The 17,631-nt window shown below is 75.0% G+C and carries 19 protein-coding genes; 11 read left to right on the forward strand and 8 right to left on the reverse strand.

The window, feature by feature from the left end:
* The first annotated feature begins 148 nt into the window (after positions 1-148).
* From ACWDRR_RS26995 to ACWDRR_RS27005, 3 genes are all read left to right on the forward strand, one after another.
* Positions 149-772, forward strand: a complete 624-nt coding sequence (locus ACWDRR_RS26995; RefSeq protein ID WP_449774830.1) for a hypothetical protein — start codon at positions 149-151, stop codon at positions 770-772.
* An 87-nt stretch (positions 773-859) separates the two neighbouring features.
* Positions 860-1,663 (forward strand): GNAT family N-acetyltransferase, encoded by an 804-nt coding sequence (locus ACWDRR_RS27000; protein ID WP_449774831.1) that lies wholly within the window; start codon positions 860-862, stop codon positions 1,661-1,663.
* Positions 1,664-1,755: 92 nt separating this feature from the next.
* A complete protein-coding gene (locus ACWDRR_RS27005) occupies positions 1,756-2,121 on the forward strand; it encodes an iron chaperone (RefSeq protein ID WP_449774832.1) in 366 nt (121 codons plus the stop codon).
* Positions 2,122-2,206: 85 nt separating this feature from the next.
* Here ACWDRR_RS27005 and ACWDRR_RS27010 read toward each other — a convergent pair whose 3' ends face one another.
* The 6 genes from ACWDRR_RS27010 to ACWDRR_RS27035 all read right to left on the reverse strand — a co-directional run bounded on the left by ACWDRR_RS27010 (position 2,207) and on the right by ACWDRR_RS27035 (position 7,906).
* The gene (locus ACWDRR_RS27010; RefSeq protein ID WP_449774833.1) at positions 2,207-2,641 is read right to left on the reverse strand and encodes a hypothetical protein; all 435 of its coding nucleotides are present in this window, start codon (positions 2,639-2,641) and stop codon (positions 2,207-2,209) included.
* Positions 2,642-2,659: 18 nt separating this feature from the next.
* Entirely contained in the window at positions 2,660-2,797 is a 138-nt protein-coding gene (locus ACWDRR_RS27015) for a hypothetical protein (protein WP_449774834.1), read from the reverse strand.
* A gap of 155 nt (positions 2,798-2,952) precedes the next feature.
* On the reverse strand, positions 2,953-4,284 hold the full coding sequence (locus ACWDRR_RS27020) for an RNA polymerase sigma factor (protein ID WP_449774835.1): 1,332 nt from the start codon (positions 4,282-4,284) through the stop codon (positions 2,953-2,955).
* The gene (locus ACWDRR_RS27025; RefSeq protein ID WP_449774836.1) at positions 4,257-4,676 is read right to left on the reverse strand and encodes a YciI family protein; all 420 of its coding nucleotides are present in this window, start codon (positions 4,674-4,676) and stop codon (positions 4,257-4,259) included. Before ACWDRR_RS27025 ends, ACWDRR_RS27020 begins: the two co-directional genes overlap by 28 nt.
* A gap of 191 nt (positions 4,677-4,867) precedes the next feature.
* Complete coding sequence (gene pntB / locus ACWDRR_RS27030; RefSeq protein ID WP_449774837.1) at positions 4,868-6,343, reverse strand: Re/Si-specific NAD(P)(+) transhydrogenase subunit beta; 1,476 nt, start codon at positions 6,341-6,343, stop codon at positions 4,868-4,870.
* 6 nt (positions 6,344-6,349) lie between these two features.
* Positions 6,350-7,906: a Re/Si-specific NAD(P)(+) transhydrogenase subunit alpha gene (locus ACWDRR_RS27035; RefSeq protein WP_449774838.1), complete on the reverse strand. Its 1,557-nt coding sequence runs from the start codon at positions 7,904-7,906 to the stop codon at positions 6,350-6,352.
* Between the two features lie 480 nt (positions 7,907-8,386).
* Here ACWDRR_RS27035 and ACWDRR_RS27040 point away from each other — a divergent pair, with 480 nt between their 5' ends.
* Positions 8,387-8,917, forward strand: a complete 531-nt coding sequence (locus ACWDRR_RS27040; protein ID WP_449774839.1) for a hypothetical protein — start codon at positions 8,387-8,389, stop codon at positions 8,915-8,917.
* 100 nt (positions 8,918-9,017) lie between these two features.
* On the opposite strand, the gene ACWDRR_RS27045 is transcribed toward ACWDRR_RS27040, so the two are convergent.
* On the reverse strand, positions 9,018-9,509 hold the full coding sequence (locus ACWDRR_RS27045) for a peptidylprolyl isomerase (RefSeq protein WP_449774840.1): 492 nt from the start codon (positions 9,507-9,509) through the stop codon (positions 9,018-9,020).
* On the opposite strand from ACWDRR_RS27045, the gene ACWDRR_RS27050 reads away from it, so the two are divergent.
* The 6 genes from ACWDRR_RS27050 (at position 9,508) to ACWDRR_RS27075 (ending at position 15,354) form a co-directional block, all read left to right on the forward strand.
* The gene (locus ACWDRR_RS27050) at positions 9,508-10,008 is read left to right on the forward strand and encodes a GNAT family N-acetyltransferase (RefSeq protein ID WP_449774867.1); all 501 of its coding nucleotides are present in this window, start codon (positions 9,508-9,510) and stop codon (positions 10,006-10,008) included. The two genes, ACWDRR_RS27045 and ACWDRR_RS27050, sit on opposite strands and share 2 nt — an antisense overlap.
* Before the next feature lie 162 nt (positions 10,009-10,170).
* Positions 10,171-10,581, forward strand: a complete 411-nt coding sequence (locus ACWDRR_RS27055) for a hypothetical protein (RefSeq protein WP_449774841.1) — start codon at positions 10,171-10,173, stop codon at positions 10,579-10,581.
* A 147-nt stretch (positions 10,582-10,728) separates the two neighbouring features.
* Positions 10,729-11,955 carry a cytochrome P450 family protein gene (locus ACWDRR_RS27060; RefSeq protein ID WP_449774842.1) on the forward strand — a complete coding sequence of 409 codons (1,227 nt, stop codon included), beginning with the start codon at positions 10,729-10,731 and terminating at the stop codon, positions 11,953-11,955.
* A 158-nt stretch (positions 11,956-12,113) separates the two neighbouring features.
* A complete protein-coding gene (locus tag ACWDRR_RS27065; protein ID WP_449774843.1) occupies positions 12,114-13,757 on the forward strand; it encodes a hypothetical protein in 1,644 nt (547 codons plus the stop codon).
* Between the two features lie 323 nt (positions 13,758-14,080).
* A complete protein-coding gene (locus ACWDRR_RS27070) occupies positions 14,081-14,494 on the forward strand; it encodes a hypothetical protein (protein ID WP_449774844.1) in 414 nt (137 codons plus the stop codon).
* A 317-nt stretch (positions 14,495-14,811) separates the two neighbouring features.
* Entirely contained in the window at positions 14,812-15,354 is a 543-nt protein-coding gene (locus ACWDRR_RS27075; protein ID WP_449774845.1) for an EF-hand domain-containing protein, read from the forward strand.
* Positions 15,355-15,552: 198 nt separating this feature from the next.
* Here ACWDRR_RS27075 and ACWDRR_RS27080 read toward each other — a convergent pair whose 3' ends face one another.
* Positions 15,553-15,939: a VOC family protein gene (locus ACWDRR_RS27080; protein ID WP_449774846.1), complete on the reverse strand. Its 387-nt coding sequence runs from the start codon at positions 15,937-15,939 to the stop codon at positions 15,553-15,555.
* A gap of 471 nt (positions 15,940-16,410) precedes the next feature.
* On the opposite strand from ACWDRR_RS27080, the gene ACWDRR_RS27085 reads away from it, so the two are divergent.
* Complete coding sequence (locus tag ACWDRR_RS27085) at positions 16,411-17,613, forward strand: MFS transporter (RefSeq protein ID WP_449774847.1); 1,203 nt, start codon at positions 16,411-16,413, stop codon at positions 17,611-17,613.
* Positions 17,614-17,631 lie beyond the last annotated feature (18 nt).

Here is a 17,631-nt window from a genome sequence, read left to right on the forward strand (position 1 = left end):
TCATCGGAGGCCGAGGCCAGTTCGTTCGCGTCCCAATGTGGTGAGATGTGCCGTCACCAGGTGATGGCCACGACGGGGGTGCGTGTTGAGGAGTAGTGGACGGCTGTTCGGGCTCGGGTCGGACGCGGATGCGGCGGATCTCGCCGCCGTGGGTCTGATCAGGCTGGCGGCGGGAGAGCGTCTGGGCGAGGCGGCCGGGGACCCGCCGTGGCTGTGGCAGGTGCGGGCGGCCTCGTTCGCGGACACCTGGCTGGCCTTCGCCGACCCGGCGGCGACCGGGCTCCGGGTGCCGGCGGAAGCGGTCCTGCGGGCGGCCGTGCACCGGGCGGCGGAGCTGGCCCTGCGGGTCTGCGACGGGGACGGCCCGGCCGCGCTGGACCGGCTGGGCCGGCAGTCGGCCGAGGCCCATGAGCGGTCGCGGCGGGCCGACACGGCCCACCCGGCCGAACCCGTCGCGCTCGCCCTGGTCTGGCACGGGGTGCAGGCGGCCACCGCCGGCGGCGAGCAGGCTGCCGAGACGGAGCGGGAGTCCCACGGCAGCCGCATCGCCGACCGGTGCGAGGCGTACGTCCGCCACCACCACCGTCGCCAGGACCTGCTCGCCCTGACGCTCTCCTGCGCCCGGTCCGCCGCCACCGCGCTGGTGGAACTCGGCGGCGGCGACCCGGGCCGGGCGGCCGCCTGCCTGGAGGAGTACGCGACGAGGTCCATGCCGCACGCCGGTCCGGTGCCGCTCTGGGTACCGGGCCGGCCCGGCCAGCTCACCTCCTGAGCCGTCGGCCGGGCGGTGGCCTGCCGCCCGGCCGACGGTGAGGACGGGGCCGCCGACCGACCGGACGCCGGTCCGTATGCTGGCCCGATGCCTTTGCGAAGCCTGCACGACCGAGCCGTCCTCGAAGCCCGCTTCCGCCGGGACCCGGCGCTGCACCTGATGGAACTCGGCGACCTCGACGACCTGTTGTGGCCGCACACCTCATGGTTCGGCCTCGCCCCGGACGGCCCGGTCGCGCTGCTGTACGCGGTCGGCGACATCCCGACCGTGCTGGCCTTCGGCGGGGCCGCCGAGGCGTCGGCGGTGGAGGAGCTCGTGCGGGAGATGCTGCCGGTCCTGCCGCGCCGCTTCTTCGGCCACCTCACCGGGGACGCGGCCAAGGCACTGGAGGAGGCGTACGAGGTGCGCCGCCACGGCACGCTGCTGCGGATGGTGCTGACCGACCCCGGGCGCGCGGCGGCCCACCCCGTCGGTCCGTGGGCGCCCGCCCCGCTGGGCCGTGCGGACCTGCCCGAGTTGCTGGCGCTGTTCGCCGCGGCCTACCCGGGCAACTGGTTCGACGACCGGATGCTCGACACCGGCCAGTACCTCGGTGCCCGGCGTGACGGCCGGCTGGTCGCGGTCGCGGGCGTGCACGCCTGGTCGGCCACCCAGCGGGTGGGCGTCATCGGCAACGTCACGACGCACCCCGAGGTGCGCCGGCAGGGCGCCGCCGGGGCCTGCGTGGCCGCGCTCTGCCGGCAGCTCGCGGAGAGCACCGACCACATCGGGCTGAACGTCCGCGCGGACAACACGGCCGCCGTGGACCTGTACCGGCGGCTGGGCTTCAGCGAGGTCACCACGTTCACCGAGGCGACGTTCACCGCACTCCCGGTGGGCCGCGCCGGCTGACCGGCCGGTGACCTCGGGCCGTCGCGGCGCGCCGTGCGGGGGCGGCGGCCGGCAGGCTGGTGGGGCCTTCGGGCGCGGCATAGCCTGACGGGATGGTGCGCAGCGAGGCGAAGGACGTGGCCGGTTACCTGGCCGAGGCGCCCGAGGACCGCCGGGAGGCCCTGACCGGGCTGCGCCGGCTGTGCCGCGCGGAGCTGGACGGCTTCGAGGAGGTCATGGCGTACGGGATGCCCGCCTACGAGCGGGACGGGACCGCCGAGATCGCCTTCGCCGGCCAGAAGCGGTACATCTCCTTCTACGTCATGCGCGGCGACGTCCGCGCGGCGTTCGAGGAGCGGTTGGCCGGCCAGGACATGGGCAAGGGCTGTCTGCGCTTCCGCCGGCCGGCGGACATCGACTTCGAGCTGGTGCGGGAGCTGCTCCGGGCCACGGCGGCGCGACCGGGCACGGTCTGCTGACGGCCGGGGCGCCGGGGGCTCAGCGGGATGCTGCGCGGTCGTTCGTGACCGTGACCGTGGCCGGGGCCGGGGGCGCCGGGCAGGCTCAGCCGGACGCTGCCGCGTTCCCGCGGGCCCGGGCCCGCTCCCACGACCACGCACCCGCACCCACCAGCAGGGCCGCCCCCAGGGCGTACACCGGCAGCCAGCGCGTCGTCGTCGCCGCCAGGCAGTCGTCGACGGCCTGGCGGCTCTGCTCCCGCTGCGCGTACGCCAGCGCGTCACCGGCGCCACCGGCCAGGCCCCCCAGCGCGGCCCGCGTCTGCAGGCCCTGGTAGCGGCCCGACTCCACGCAACCGTGCCGGGCGCCCGGCACGGGGAACAGCCAGTCCCAGCGCTGCAGCGCCGGAGCCAGCGTCAGCGCCACGCACAGGCCCACGACCAGCGCGTACGCCGCCAGGCTCCAGCCGTAGGCAGCGCGCCGGCCCGGTGTGCGCACCGGCACGCGGCCGAAGGACAGGACCACCGCGAGCAGCGTCACACCGAGGTAGGTGGAGAACTACTGCCAGGAACCCTGCGCGAGCGAGAACGCCAGCACCACGGCGAGCGCCGTCCCCAGCACGCCGGGATCACCGGCCACCCGCGCCCCGTCAGCGGCCGTGCCGCTACCGGTACCCCGACGGCTGCGCTCGCTCACGCGCTCTCTCCTGCCTGCCTGGCTGCCTGCCCCGGAGCGCCAGCCTCCCGCCCCCACCCGCGATCACCCCCGGGTACCACACCGGTACCCCGCCGACCCCACCCGCTCGGCCCAGTCAGCCGACGCCGGTTCCGGTCGTGGGGCGGCCGGCGGCGTCAGCCGAGCGCGGCCGCCTTGCGCAGCAGCACGGACCGCTCGCGGGTGTTGCGGCACAGCCGCGCGGCGAGCTCCAGCTCCGCCCGCGCCTCGGCGGTACGGCCGAGCCGGGCGAGCAGTTCGCCGCGCACGCCCGGCAGCAGGTGGGAGCCCGCCAGGCGGCCGTCGGCGGCCAGCCCGTCGACGAGGGACAGCGCGTCCTGCGGCCCGGTCGCCATGGCGACGGCGACCGCCCGGTTGAGCTCGACGACGGGGGAGGGCGCGATGCGGCCGAGCGCCTCGTAGAGCAGCACGATCCGCTCCCAGTCGGTCTCCGGGACGGACGGCGCCGTGGCGTGGCAGGCGGCGATCGCCGCTTGCAGGCCGTACGGCCCGAGCCCGCGCCCGGCGGCCGCGGCCCGGTCGATCGCGGCCAGGCCGCGTCGGACGGCGGAGCGGTCCCACAGCCGGCGGTCCTGGTCCTCCAGCAGGACGGCCTCGCCGTCGGGCCCGGTGCGCGCGGGGAAGCGGGCGGCGGTGAGTTCGAACAGCGCGAGCTGTCCGAACGCCTCCGGCTCGTCGGGCAGCAGGGCGGTCAGCGTCCGGGCCAGCCGGATCGCCTCGTAGGCGAGGTCGGGGCGGAGCAACTGGTCACCGGCGGTGGCCGTGGAGCCCTCGGTGAAGATCACGTACAGCACGCTCAGGACGCCGCCGAGCCGCTCGCGCCACTCGGCCGCCGGCGGCGGTTCGAAGGGCACCCCGGCCGCCGCGATCGTCTTCTTCGCCCGGGTGATCCGGGCCTGGACGGTCGGCACCGGCACCAGGAACGCCCGGGCGATCTCCTCGCTGGACAGGCCGGCGACCACGCGCAGGGTCAGAGCCGTGCGGGCCTCGGGCGAGAGCACGGGGTGGCAGGCCACGAAGACCAGCGCGAGGACGTCGTCCTCGATCCGGTCCGGGTCCCAGGGCAGGTCGTCCGCCCGCTCCGGCGGCGGCTCGGCACCGGAGCTCGCCCCGCCCTCGGCGAGCCGGCCGGCCAGTGCGGCGTAGCGGTCGTCGAGGGCGGAGCGGCGGCGGAAGTGGTCGATGGCGCGCCGCCGGGCGGTGGCCAGCAGCCACCCCACCGGGCTGGCCGGCTCGCCGTCGCGCGCCCAGACCACGAGCGCCTGCGCGAGGGCCTCCTGCGCGACGTCCTCGGCGAGGTCGAAGTCCCCCGTGTACCGGGTGAGGGCGCCGACGATCCGCGCCGACTCGATCCGCCAGAGCGCCTCGACGGCCCGCCGGGCTGCTGCGCCGCCCGGCGGGTCGTCCGTCGTGACTGGGGTCAGAGCTGGCCGGTCCGGTCGCGCCATGCCCGTTCCTTGATGATCCACTCGTTGTCCTGCGGGAACTCGTCGATCCCCGGCACGCGCCGGATCTCGATCTTGGTGCCGGGGAAGGCCGGCAGTCGCTTGGCCCATTCGACCGCCTCCTGCTTCGACGCCACGTCGAGGAGGTAGAAGCCGCCGAACAGTTCCTTGGTCTCACCGTACGGGCCGTCGGTGACAACCGGGGCGGGCCCGCTGATGTCGACGACCACGCCCTGCGAGGCGTCGTCCAGTCCCTCGGCCGCGACGAGCACGCCGGCCCGGATCAGCTCCTCGTTGTAGCGGCCCATCTTCTCGAGCATCTCGTCGAACGGTGTCTCCGTCATCTTCGCGACCGACTCGTCGTTGCCCCGCATGATCAACATGTACTTCGCCATGGCTGTGCTCCTTCGTCCGGGGACCGATCTGCGGTCCTCTCTATCCCAGGTCGAACGGGACGGCCGCGGATCGACACGGCGGGGAAGGAATGTCGGAACCGATTGCCGGGCGGTCCCGGGCCGCGGACGGTCGGGCGGCCCGCGCGGGCGGTCCCGGGGCGCCGGCCGGCACCCCGGGACCGCCCGCCGGCCTATCCGGCGGTGCGGCCGGCCGTCGCCGTCCGGCGGGCGGGCGGCGCCGGGGCGTCCCGGCCGTCGGCGTCGAGGGCGCGCAGGATGTCCTCCACGCTCTGCTTGGCGTCGCCGAAGAGCATGGCGCTGTTCTCGCGGAAGAACAGCGGGTTCTGCACCCCCGCGTAGCCGGAGGCCATGGACCGCTTGAACACGATCACCTGCTCCGCCTCCCACACCCGCAGCACCGGCATGCCGGCGATGGGGCTCGACGGGTCGTCCATGGCGGCGGGATTGACGGTGTCGTTGGCGCCGATGACGAGGACGACGGAGGTGTCGGCGAAGTCGTCGTTGATCTCGTCCATCTCCAGGACGATGTCGTAGGGCACCTTCGCCTCGGCCAGCAGCACGTTCATATGACCGGGCAGGCGTCCGGCGACGGGGTGCACGCCGAAGCGGACCTCGACGCCGCGCTCGCGCAGCCGGCGGGTGAGCTCCGCGACCGGGTGCTGCGCCTGCGCCACCGCCATGCCGTAACCGGGGGTGATGACGACCGTCCGGGCCTGTGCGAGCTGCGCCGCCGCCTCCTCGGCGCGCACCTCGCGGTGCTCACCCTGCTCCTCCGCCCCGCCGGAGGGGGCTTCGATGCCGAAGCCGCCCGCGATGACGGAGAGGAAGGAACGGTTCATCGCCTTGCACATGATGTACGACAGGTAGGCGCCCGAGGAGCCGACCAGTGCGCCGGTGACGATGAGCAGGTTGTTGTCGAGCAGGAACCCGGCGGCCGCCGCCGCCCAGCCGGAGTAGCTGTTGAGCATGGAGACGACGACGGGCATGTCGCCGCCGCCGATCGAGGCGACCAGGTGCCAGCCCAGCGCGAGGGCGAGCACGGTCACCGCGATCACCAGGCCGAGGCCCGGGCCCGCGGTGAACCAGACCGTCAGCGCGACGAACGCGGCGAGCGCGCCGAGGTTCAGCGCGTTCTTGCCGGGCAGCATCAGCGGCCGTGAGGCGATCCGGCCGGACAGCTTGAGGAAGGCGACGACGGAGCCGGTGAAGGTGACCGCTCCGATGAAGATGCCGATGACGACCTCGGCGTGGTGGATCCGCAGCAGGTCGGCGGCGACGGCGGTCTGGGCCGCGCCCCGCGACTCGACCTCCAGGTAGCTGTTCCAGCCGACCAGCACCGCGGCGAGACCGACGAAACTGTGCAGGACGGCGATCAGTTCCGGCATCTGCGTCATCTCGACCTGCCGGGCCCGCCACAGGCCGATCACGCCGCCCAGCGCCATCGCGACGAGGATCAGGGCGACCGCGCCGGCGCTGATGCTGCGGGCCGCCAGCACCACGGTGGCGACCAGGGCGAGGGCCATGCCGGCGATGCCGTAGACGACGCCGGCACGGGAGGTCCGGTGCTGGGACAGCCCGGCCAGACTGAGGATGAACAGCAGGGCGGCGACCAGGTCCGCGGCGTGGGCGGCCGTCGTGGATGTCATCGGGGCTCAGCCTTTCGAGAACATGGACAGCATGCGGCGGGTGACGGCGAAGCCGCCGAAGATGTTCACGCTCGTCAGCAGGACGGCCACGAAGGCCAGCACGGTGACGAGTACGCCCCCGTGCCCGATCTGCAGCAGGGCGCCGACCACGACGATCCCGGAGATCGCGTTGGTCACCGACATCAGCGGGGTGTGCAGGGCGTGGTGGACCTTCCCGATGACGTAGTAGCCGATGACCACGGCCAGCGCGAACACCGTGAAGTTCTCCGCGAGCTGGGCCGGGGCGACGGCGACCAGCAGGAACATCGCCAGCATGCCGAGGCCGATCAGGCCGAAGCGGGCCGCCGGGGTGAGCCGGGGCGGCTTCGGTTCCAGGGCCGCCGGGGCGGCCGCGGGCTGCGCGGCGGGCGCGGCCGAGACGGCCACGGGCGGCGGCGGCCAGGTGATCTCGCCCGCCCGGACCACGGTAACCGCGCGCTGCACCACGTCGTCGAAGTCGACGACCAGGCGCCCGTCCTTGCCCGGCGTCAGCAGGGTGAGCAGGTTGACCAGGTTGGTCCCGAACAGCTGCGACGCCTGGGCGGGCAGCCGGGACGCGAGGTCGGTGTAGCCGATCAGGGTGACGCCGTTGGCGGTGACCACCGTGCGGCCCGCCACCGTCCCCTCGACGTTGCCGCCCTGGGCGGCGGCCATGTCGACGACGACGCTCCCGGGCTTCATCGCCGCCACGTCCTCGGCGGTGAGCAGCCGCGGGGCGGGCCGCCCGGGGATCAGCGCGGTGGTGATGACGATGTCCACGTCCTCGGCCTGCTCGTGGTAGAGCTCGGCCGCGGCCCGGTCGTAGTCGGCGGAGGTGGCCTTGGCGTAGCCGTCGGTGCCGGCCTCCTGGGCGACCTGCACAGCGAGGTACTCGCCGCCCAACGACTTCACCTGGTCGGCGACTTCCGGCCGCGGGTCGGTCGCGCGGACGATCGCCCCCAGGCTGGAGGCGGCACCGATCGCGGCGAGCCCGGCCACCCCGGCACCGGCCACCAGGACCTTCGCCGGCGGGACCTTGCCCGCGGCCGTCACCTGGCCGGTGAAGAAGCGGCCGAACACGTGGGCGGCCTCGATCACGGCCCGGTACCCGGCGATGTTCGCCATCGAGCTGAGCACGTCCATCGACTGCGCGCGGGAGATCCGCGGCACCGCGTCCAGCGCGAGCGCGGTGACCGGGCGCGAGGACAGCGCCTCCAGCAGTTCGGGCCGCTGGGCCGGAGCGAGCAGACCGACCAGGGTCGCGCCGTCACTCAGCCGGGCGATCTCCGCGGTCGACGGCGCGTTGACCTTCAGGACGATCTCGGCCGTCCACGCCTCCCCGAGGTGTGCGCCGGCCTCGGTGTAGGCCTCGTCGGTGAACCCGGAGGCCGCGCCGGCCCCGGATTCGACGGCGACCTCGTAGCCGAGGGCGAGCAGTCCGCGCACCGTCGCCGGTGTCGCGGCGACGCGGGTCTCCCCGGCGGTGGACTCGGCCACCACACCGATGCGCAGCGGGGGGTGGTGCGTGGCGTCCTGTGCAGACATCACTCGTGCCTCTCTCGTCGGAGGAACTCTTGACGGCGGGCCATGCGTCCAAGGGGGAGTCTCCTCCCCTTGGACGCAGGAACCTACCCGCCCGGGCCCCGCCGGGGGACGGGGCGGAGCCGTGACATGCTTCACCCGTTCGCGGCCTGTCGGGCGGGTCGGGGAGCGTGCTCGCCGGTGCCGCCCCGCATCATCCCCCGCGACCTGCGCTCCTACCGTGCGTCGCCCCCGTCGGCGGGTCGCCGGCCCCCGGTGCTTCCGGACGCCCGCGCCGCCGGCGGTGGAGCGCCTCGATGGCCGGTTGGGTCGGGTTCGGCCGGTTCGGCCGGTTGCCGGCCCCGCGACCGGTCGACTGCCGCTCCCCGCGCGTCGGCACGCCTCCGCCTCCGCCTCCGTCGACGGGGGCGGGTCGGCCGGGCTGCCCGGATGCTGATGGAAACAAAGGTTGTCGTACGTTCCACCGGGAACTATGGTTGTCGCATGACTTCGACCGAGATCACCCTCGAAGAGCAGGCCGAGCTGGACAAGGCGCTCCTCGAAGCCCTCGACCCGCTCGCCTCGGCCATTCGCTCCCGCACGTCGGGGCTGTCCGACGGGCGGATGTGGGAGGCGGACCCGGTCGAGGTGGCCCTGTCCGTCCTCGCCGCCTGGAAGGTGGTGGACGCGGAGGTCAAGCGGCTGACGGCGATCGCGGCCGGTACCGCCGGTTCCTACGGCGCGAGCTACGAGCAACTGGGCGCCGTCTGGGGCATCACCCGGCAGGGCGCGCGCAAGAAGTGGCCCGATGCCGTCACCCGCCCCGCGGCGGCGCGGCCGGGTGCGGCGCTGAAGCTGTTCGGCGGGGCGGCCGAACTGGTGCAGGGCCCGGAGTCCGGCGGCTGGAGCTGGACGGGCGAAGGCGCGGACGGCACGCGCGGCGCCGCCGGGGGCGACACCTGGTACCCGACCAGGGAGGAGGCCGCCGCTCACGCCGGCGCCTTCCTGGCGGAGCACGCCGCGGCCCGGTCCTAGCCCCTGGCCGGGCCCGGTCCGGCCGTCCGACGCGGGCCGGCCCGTGGCGAGCGCTCGGCGCCCGCCACGGGCCGGTGGCGTCGGAGGGGTCGTCGGCGGGTCAGGCCGAAGCGGCCACCACCTCGGCGGACTTGATGACGATCTGCTCCCGGGGCACGTCCTGCGCCCCGGTCGGGACCTGCGCGATCAGGTCCACCACGCCGTGCCCCTCCACGACCTCGCCGAAGACCGCGTAGCCCCAGCCGTCCTGGCCCGGGTAGTCGAGGAAGCCGTTGTCGGCCGTGTTGATGAAGAACTGCGCGCTGGCCGAGTGCGGGGCGGACGTCCGGGCCATGGCCACGCTGTACCTGACGTTCTTCAGCCCGTTGCGCGCCTCGTTCTCCACCGTGCGCGGAGCGGGCTTGATGCGCATGTCGGTGTCGACGCCGCCGCACTGGATCATGAAGCCGCTGATCACCCGGTGGAACACCGTCCCCGCGTAGTGCCCCTCGTCGAGGTAGGTCAGGAAGTTCGCGACCGACTTCGGCGCCTTGGCCTCGTCAAGGGAAAGGACGATGTCGCCCATCGTCGTCGAAAGGCGGACGTTGGTCATGACTTCTCCACTCGGCGTGCGGATCGATTCCGTTCGGCAGCGGGGTACGGAAGGCGTCCCGGCGCCGGACACCGTGCGCGGGCCACGCGTTCGGGACGGAAATCCGGCCCCGCTGAGTGACGCCAGTCTCTCACAGCGTCACGGTCACCATCCGGCCAAAGGCCTACTTGGCGGCGCCGCACGGCAGTTGACCCGGCCGCCGATCCGGGTGGTGACGGTCCGTCAAGCTGTCGCCGCCGCCGGCTGCCGGCGCCGGCCGGGTCGGGCGGCTCACCTCGGTGTACTGACGGTGCCCGGCCGGCGGGGTCGGGGCCTGGCCCGGGCGACGGGCTCGGCGGTGGTGGCGCACGCGCTCGCCGCCGGGCTGCTGCCGCACTGGCGGGCCAGGGTGCCGGCATCCCGGCGGGTTGTGGCCGCCCTGGGCTTCCGGGAGTTGGGGGAGCAGTTCGGTGTCGAGCTCGCACCGCCGGGCGAGGGCCACCCTGACGTCCGGTCGTGAGCCCGCCCGGTCCGGGGGCGCGGCTCTTGCCCGGCGGCCGCGCGGCTGTTGCCCGCCGGTGGCGTGAGCCGGGCGAGGCGGTGGTCCCGGGCGTTCGCGCGATCCGGGTGGTGAACGGGCGAACGGGGTACGGACGGCCGGGTTCTGCGACATGATCGGCACGTGCCGACCGAGAACCCGCCGCCCCGCGCGGCCGCCTCCACCGTCTACTGGGCGGGGCGCTGCGACGCCCACGCCCGTTCCCTCGAACTGGAGTTGGCCTCCTGGGGGCACTGCTTCCCCGACGGTCCGCCGGACGCCGAGGACGCGCTGATCCTCCTCCGCCGCACGGTGGGCGAGGTCAGGGCCGCCGGCCCCGGCCCCCACGCCCGCACCGCCGCCCTCCTCGAACGCGCCGTCGCGCCGCTGGAGGCGGCGAGACTGCTCACGGCGCGCACGCTCACCCCGGCCGTCCTGCCGCTGGTCTCCCATCACCTGCGCACCGCGGCTTCCGCCCTGGCCGCGGCCCGCGCCCACCTGGCCGCCACCGGGGCGGCGCCGACGGCGTCGGCGGGGGTCGCTCCGACGGTGTGACGGGGGCCTGAGCGCCCCTTTCCGATGACCGTGCGCCATGCCGTGCGGTCCGCCCGGCATTCAAGTGGGGAGTGTCCCCCGTTTTCTGGTACGGTCTGACCAAGAAACGGGGACCACTGCCCGTTTATCCGCTGGGAGGGAACTGCCGTGAGCGCTCCAACACTTCAGGACCTGGCACCCGAGGGCCTCGACGTCACCGTCGACCCCTACCCGGTCTACGCGGCGCTGCGCGCCAAGGGGCCGGTGCACCGCATCCTCGTCCCCGAATCCGGCGAGGCGTGGCTGGTCGTGGCCCGCGACGAGGCCCGCGCCGCCCTGACCGACCCCCGGCTGCGCAACGACATCCGCTTCTCCTCCTCCTGGACCGACGACGGCGGCCACGCCATCGGCCTCAACATGCTCCAGACCGACGCGCCCCAGCACACCCGCCTGCGGCGGCTCGTCGCCCGCGAGTTCACCTCCGGCCGGATCGCGGCGCTGGGCCCCCGGATCGAGAAGCTCGCCGACGGCCTGCTCGACGGCCTGCTCGACACGGTGGCCCGCGCGGGATCCGCCGATCTGGTGAGCTCGTTCGCGCTGCCGCTGCCCCTGACCGTCATCTGCGAGCTGCTCGGAGTGCCGTCGGCCGACCACGGCGACTTCCACGAATGGTCCGGCGAGATCGTGGCACCCACCTCGGCGGAGGCGGCCGGCGCCGCGGTCGCCGGCATGACCGCCTACTTCGCCGCTCTCATCGAGGACAAGCGGGCCAGCCCCGGCAACGACCTGCTCAGCGCCCTCGTCGCCGCCTCGGCACCCGGTGGCGGGGCGGCCGACGAGGGGTCGGTGCCGCTGTCGCCCGAGGAACTCCTCGGCATGGCCTTCCTGTTGCTTGTCGCGGGCCACGAAACAACGGTCAACCTCATCTCGGGCGGTGTGCTCGCGCTGCTCACCCACCCCGACCAGCTCGCCGCCCTGCGTGCCGACCCGGCCCTCGTCGACGGCGCGATCGAGGAGATGCTCCGCTACGACGGCCCGGTCGGCGCCGCCGCCTTCCGCTTCGCGGCCGAGCCCGTGGAGCTCGGCGGCACCCGTATCGCGGCCGGCGACTCCGTGCTCGTCTCGCTGGCCGCCGCGTCCCGGGACCCACGCCACTTCCCCGACCCCGACCGGTTCGACATCCGGCGCAGGCCGGCCGGCCAGCTCGGCTTCGGCCACGGCATTCACCACTGCCTCGGTGCCCCGCTGGCCCGCACCGAGGCCGCGATCGCCCTGCGCGCCCTCCTCGCACGCTGCCCCGGTCTTGCCCTGGCCGCCGACCCGGCCGCCCTCGAACGCCGGCCGAGCGTCATGCTCCGGGGGGTGCGCAGCCTGCCGGTGCGAGTCGCCGGGTGAAAGGTCGCCGGCAGGTTCAGGGAGCCGCTGTCCGACCCGGCGGGCCGCGCGGTTCCGGTGCCTGACAATCCGTCATAATCCCTTCCTTGCAGGGCCTGTGTCCGCTCTGGTCGTCCGGGTGTGGCGTACCGGTGCCCCGGGTGGGGGAGGCTCGGGGTATGCGCGGGGCGGGGGAGTGGGGAGCGGTTCGGGCGGTCGTCCGCTGGGCGGGGCATCCGGGGACGTTGGGCGCGGTGGCGGTGCTGCTGTTCAACGACCATGTGGGCAAGCGGCTCTGGCCGGGCGCGGTCACCGGGAAGGTCAGCGATCTGGCGTGGATGCTGGTCTCGCCGGTGGTCCTGGCCCTGGTGCTGACCCCGCTGCTGCGGCTGCGCGGCGACCGGCCGGCGATCGTGGGACTGGCGGGTACGGCGGTGATGTTCGCCGTGGCGAAGTCCGGCCCCTCGGGCGGCGAACTCGCCTCCAAGATCTGGTCGTTGACCGGAGTGCCGAGCCGGATCCAGGGGGACCGGAGCGACCTGGTGGCGCTGCCCGCGCTCGGGATCGCCTGGTGGCTGTGGACGCGGGCGCGCGTGACGCGGCGACCGTGGCAGTGGGCGGCACTCGTGGGGGTGCCGCTGGCCGTGGTCGCGATGGTGGCCACGTCGTCGCTCGACCAGCCGGGTCACCTGCTGTGGAGCGAGGGGGCGAAGCCGCTCCTGGACACCCCGGCCGGTCGGTGGACGACGCGGGACGGCGGCGCGACCTGGATTCCGGTGGGGCGGAGCCGCGGTGACGGGCCCACCCCGCAGGGCGGCCGGCCGCAGGACGGGCACTGTACGGCGGCCGACGCCCGGCGCTGCTTCCGGCTGCTCGACTCCTCCGCGCCGATCGAGGTCAGCGAGGACGGCGGCCTGACCTGGCGGACCGCCTTCGACCCCGGCCGGCCGTGGCGCCGACTGCGGCCCCCGCCGCCGACCCCGACCCCGCCGCCTCCGGACGTGGACGACCCGGTGCTCGATCCGGGCGTGCTCGGCGCGGAGCCGGCCGCGCCACCCCTGCCCGGCCCGCCGTCGCCGGCCGCGTCGCCGGCCGCGACCACGACCGCGCCTCCGGCCGCGACCGCGAACGACTACCCCGCCGAACTGCTCGTCGTCACCGCCCCGGAAGGGTGGGCCGTGCTGGCCCACTACCCCGCGCACGGGCTGGTGCGCGGCACCCCCGACGGCGCGTGGTCGTTCCAGGCCTACCCCGTCGACCGGACGGTCGTCGTCCCCGAGAAGCCCCGCTCCTGGGTGCTCGGCCTGCCGGTGGCGGTGACCGCCGGTTTCGCGGGTGTGCTGGCGGCAGCGGCCGCCCGGTTGCTGCGCGCTGCCGGACCGGCCGGACGCCCACGGCAGCTCCTGCTCCTGGTGGTCCGTCAGGGGCTGTGCCTGCTGTGGGTGCGGCTCGCGGCCTGGCTCTGCGGCGGCGAGCTGCTCTGGAAGGTGCCCGGGGTGCTGCCCGCGAGCGTGCTGACGCTGGGGTTGCTGCCGATGCTGTGGCTCCTGCGGCGCGGCCCGCGCCCGGCCGGACGCGCGACGCTCGTGCCGGCCGCCCTCGGGGCCGGGGTCGCCGCAGTGGCGCTGGTGCCCTACCTCCAGTGGGCGGCCGGTCGGACGGCGGCCTGGTCGCAGGCCTCGGACCAGGCCTTCCTCTGGGCCCTGGCCGCCACGGCCGTCGGCGCGGCCCTGGGCGCCGCCGGGTGGCGACGGCCCGGCCGCCCGGCGGAGCCGCCGCCGGCTCCGGACCCGGCCGGAGCGGTGGAACGAGCGGGGACATGACCTGATCGGCGGCACGGGGCGGCGTCCACGGCCGCGTCCGGGGGCCGCGCGGCGGGGTCGGTGGGGACGGCGATCGCCAGGAGGCCGGCGGCCACGGCGACGCCGTACGTCCATCGCACCGGTCGGCCCGCGAACACCTCCAGGATCACCCCGACCTGCCCGGCAGGGCCGAAGCGCCGACCGTCCCGCCCGGAACCGTGCTCCACCTCTCGGTCTCCCCGGCCACCCGGGCCGTCAGGTCGGTCGCCCCCGTCACGGCCCGATCGGACGAGGCGGACGTCGTGCTAGCCTCCTCCGGATTCGTCCGGGGGAGGGGTGGGGACTTGGCCGGGCAGCGTTGGATTCGGCTCGGCGCGGTCTGTGTCGTGGTGGTCCTGGTGGCGGGGGGTGCGGTGGCGGCGGCCTTCGGCCGGCCGTTCGGCGGACGCCCCGACCTGCCCGACCCGGCCGGGCGCTGGGCGAGCGGTGTCGTGAGCGTGGAGCTGTTGCCGGGCGGCAGCCTCGGGCCCGCGACGGTGCCGCTGCCCGCCTGCACCAGTGCGACGTCGGACGAGTCCGCCACCGTCGCCCTGCGGGGCGGCACGTGGACGACGATGTGGGAGCCCGACGCGGGGGACCTGGTCGTCGTCAAGGCGGTCCGCTCCGACAACGGCGCCTCCTGCTCGATCTGGCTCGGCCGCTCCACCGACTCCCTCTGGATGCCGACGAGTCCGGGATTCCCCCTGACGAGGTCGTGAACCGGGGCCCCACCGGCGTGTGCGGCACCGGCCGCTCGACGGCCGGCGGTACCGCGGTCCGCGCCGGTGGCGGTGGGCCGTGGCCTCGACCGTCGCGGGCCGGGATCGCCGGCCGAGCTGGATCGCCGGGCGACGGGTAGCACACGCGGGGCGGCCGCGCCGGATCGCCGGGCGACGGGTAGCACACGCGGGGCGGCCGCGCCGGGAAACCCCGCTTCTTCCCGCGAAGCCCGGCGGGGCCCGCGCCGCGCACTTATAGTCACCAGCCTGTCGCCACGCGTGGTGGCGCAGTGGTTCGGCACAGGGGAGGCCCGTTCATGGCCAACGAGTTCCAGCGGCGCAAGCTGCGCGACGTCTTCGCCGCGTTCGACACGGACGGGGACGGCTGCCTGCGGCAGGACGACTTCGCGGCCCTGACGGAGCGTTGGAGCCGTCTGCCGGCCGTTCAGCGGGACGCGGGGCTGAGGGCCAGGGTCGAGGCGCTCATGATGGGCTGGTGGGACCACCTGCTCACGGTCGCCGACACCGACCACGACGGCAAGGTCGACATGGACGAGTTCCTGGCCCTCGTCGACCGGCTGCCCGCCCTGCGCGAGGTGGTCACGGCGACCGCCGACACGGTCTTCGACGCCGTGGACGAGAACGGGGACGGCCGCATCTCGCGCGCCGAGCACGGCCACCTGGTCGACGTCTGGCACGGGCGGAGCGTGGCGACCGGCGATGTCTTCGACCTGCTCGACCTGGACGGCGACGGCTATCTCAGCCGGCCCGAATTCGCCCTCCTCTGGGAGCAGTTCTGGATCAGCGGTGACCCGTCCGAGCCCGGCAACCTGATGTGCGGCCGCATCCCGGAGCGGTGACCCCGCCCCCGGAGTGCGACGGCACCGTCCGTTGACGAGGGTGGGCGGCCGGAGGTTCGACGACTGTGGGTACTCGCGAGTGTCGCCGTCGCCCGGCTCGGGGCTCGGGGCTCACGGCTCACGGCGAGGAGCCTCACCTGACCGGTTCCGGCGGCGACGCGGCGCCGCCGGAACCGCCGCCGGAACCGGTCAGGGCCCCTACCGCTCCTGCAGGATCTGGATGAGATTGCCGCAGGTGTCGTCCAGCACCGCCGTGGTGACCGGGCCCATCTCCTGCGGCTCCTGGGTGAAACGCACGCCGAGCCCGCGCAGCCGGGCGAACTCCGCGTGCACGTCGTCCACCGCGAAGGAGGCGGCCGGGATGCCGTCCTCGACCAGCGCTGCCTTGTACGGCCCCACCGCACGATGGCCGTCGGGCTCCAGCAGCAGCTCGGTCCCGTCGCGGTCGTCCGGCGAGACCACGGTCAGCCAGCGGTCCTTGCCCAGCGGGATTTCGGTCTTCTTCACGAAGCCCAGTACGTCGGTGTAGAAGCGCAGGGCCTTCTCCTGGTCGTCGACGAAAACGCTGGACAGGTGAATCCTCATGACGTGCTCTCCGGTGCGTCGGGCCCGAGCGACCGGGGCGCGGTGCGCTCAAGGGGTTCGGTGGTCGGGCGGTGGGACTCGCGGCGGCCCCGGGGTGCTCGGAAGGGCCGGTTCCGAGTATTCCGGAACGCGCAGGAACCGGCAGGCCGCCCCGGCACGACGGTCACGGCCGTGTTTGCCCGGTCGGATCAGGGTGAGAAGAGGACCGGGTGGGCAGAGCGTGGTCCGGGCGGCGGGTACCCCCACTCCCCGCCGTCCGGGCCCGGCCCGCCACTGCTCAGAGCCCGGCCACCGTGACGTCCCTACCGGCGGCCGGGCGGCCCGGGGGACCCGCCCCGGCGATGCGCGGGCGCGGCCGGCGCGGGCCGCCCAGGGGCACCCCACCCCCTTCCCGCGGCGGACGACGGCCATTCGGCGCAGCCCGGTCCGCGCGTCACGGACCCGTCGCGAGCGGGCGCCTACCGTGGGCGGATGACCGATCGTCGGAACGCGCGGCCCGCCGAAGGCCGACTGGGCTACCTCGGGGCCGCCGCCGCCTTCGCCGTCTGCATGGCGGGCACCACCCTGCCCACCCCGCTCTACGGGCTGTACCAGGAGGAGATCGGCTTCTCCGAACTGATGGTGACGGTCGTGTTCGCCATCTACGCCTTCGGGGTGATCGGCGTCCTGCTGCTCGTCGGCAACGTCTCCGACTCCGTCGGCCGCCGGCCCGTGCTGCTCTGCGGACTGGCGCTCGCCGCCTGCAGCGCCGTCGCCTTCCTGGCCGAGGGCGGCCTGCCGCTGCTCTGCCTGGGCCGCCTGCTGTCCGGCCTGTCGGCGGGCCTGTTCACCGGCACCGCCACCGCGTACGTGCTGGAACTCGCCCCGCCCGGGCGCCGGGCCCGTGCGGGCTTCGTGGCGACCGCGGCCAACATGGGGGGCCTGGGCTGCGGACCGCTGCTGTCGGGCGTGCTCGCCGAGTACGCGCCCGACCCCCTGGTGCTCCCGTTCGTCGTGCACCTGGTGCTGCTCGCCGCGTCGTTCACGGTCACCTGGTTCCTGCCGGAGACGGTCGCCGGGGCGCGCCGGCTGCGCACCGCGCGGCCGCGCCGGCCGTCCCTGCCACCGGAGGTGCGCGGAGTGTTCGTCCCGGCGGGGATCGCCGCGTTCGCCGGCTTCTCCCTGCTGGGCCTCTTCACCTCGGTCAGCCCGGCCTTCCTCGCCGAGAGCCTGGACGTCCACAACTCCGCGGTCGTCGGCCTCATCGTCTTCACGGCCTTCTTCGCCTCCACCCTCGGCCAACTGCTGGTGCCCCGGCTGGGCACCGCACGGGCGATCCCGCTCGGCTGCCTGGTGCTCATCGCCGGGCTGGCCCTGCTGGCCGCCTCGCTCGCGTGGACCACCCTCCCGCCCCTGGTGCTCAGTGCCGTGGTGGGCGGCGTGGGCCAGGGCATGGGTCTGCGCGGCGCGGTGGGCGAGATCGCGGCCGCCGCGTCCGCGGAGCACCGCGGCGGCGCCCTCTCGGCGCTCTTCGTGGTCGCCTACTTCGGCATCTCGATCCCGGTCATCGGGGTCGGCCTGCTCGCCGAACCGCTCGGCCTGGCCGACGCCGGTCTGGTCTTCGCCGCCTGCATGGCCCTCCTCGCCGCCGCCTCCGCGGTCTACCTGCTGCGTCGCGCCGGTGCCGACCGGTGACCGGCCGCGCGCCGGCCG

It is taken from the genome of Kitasatospora sp. NPDC003701, assembly GCF_053587085.1.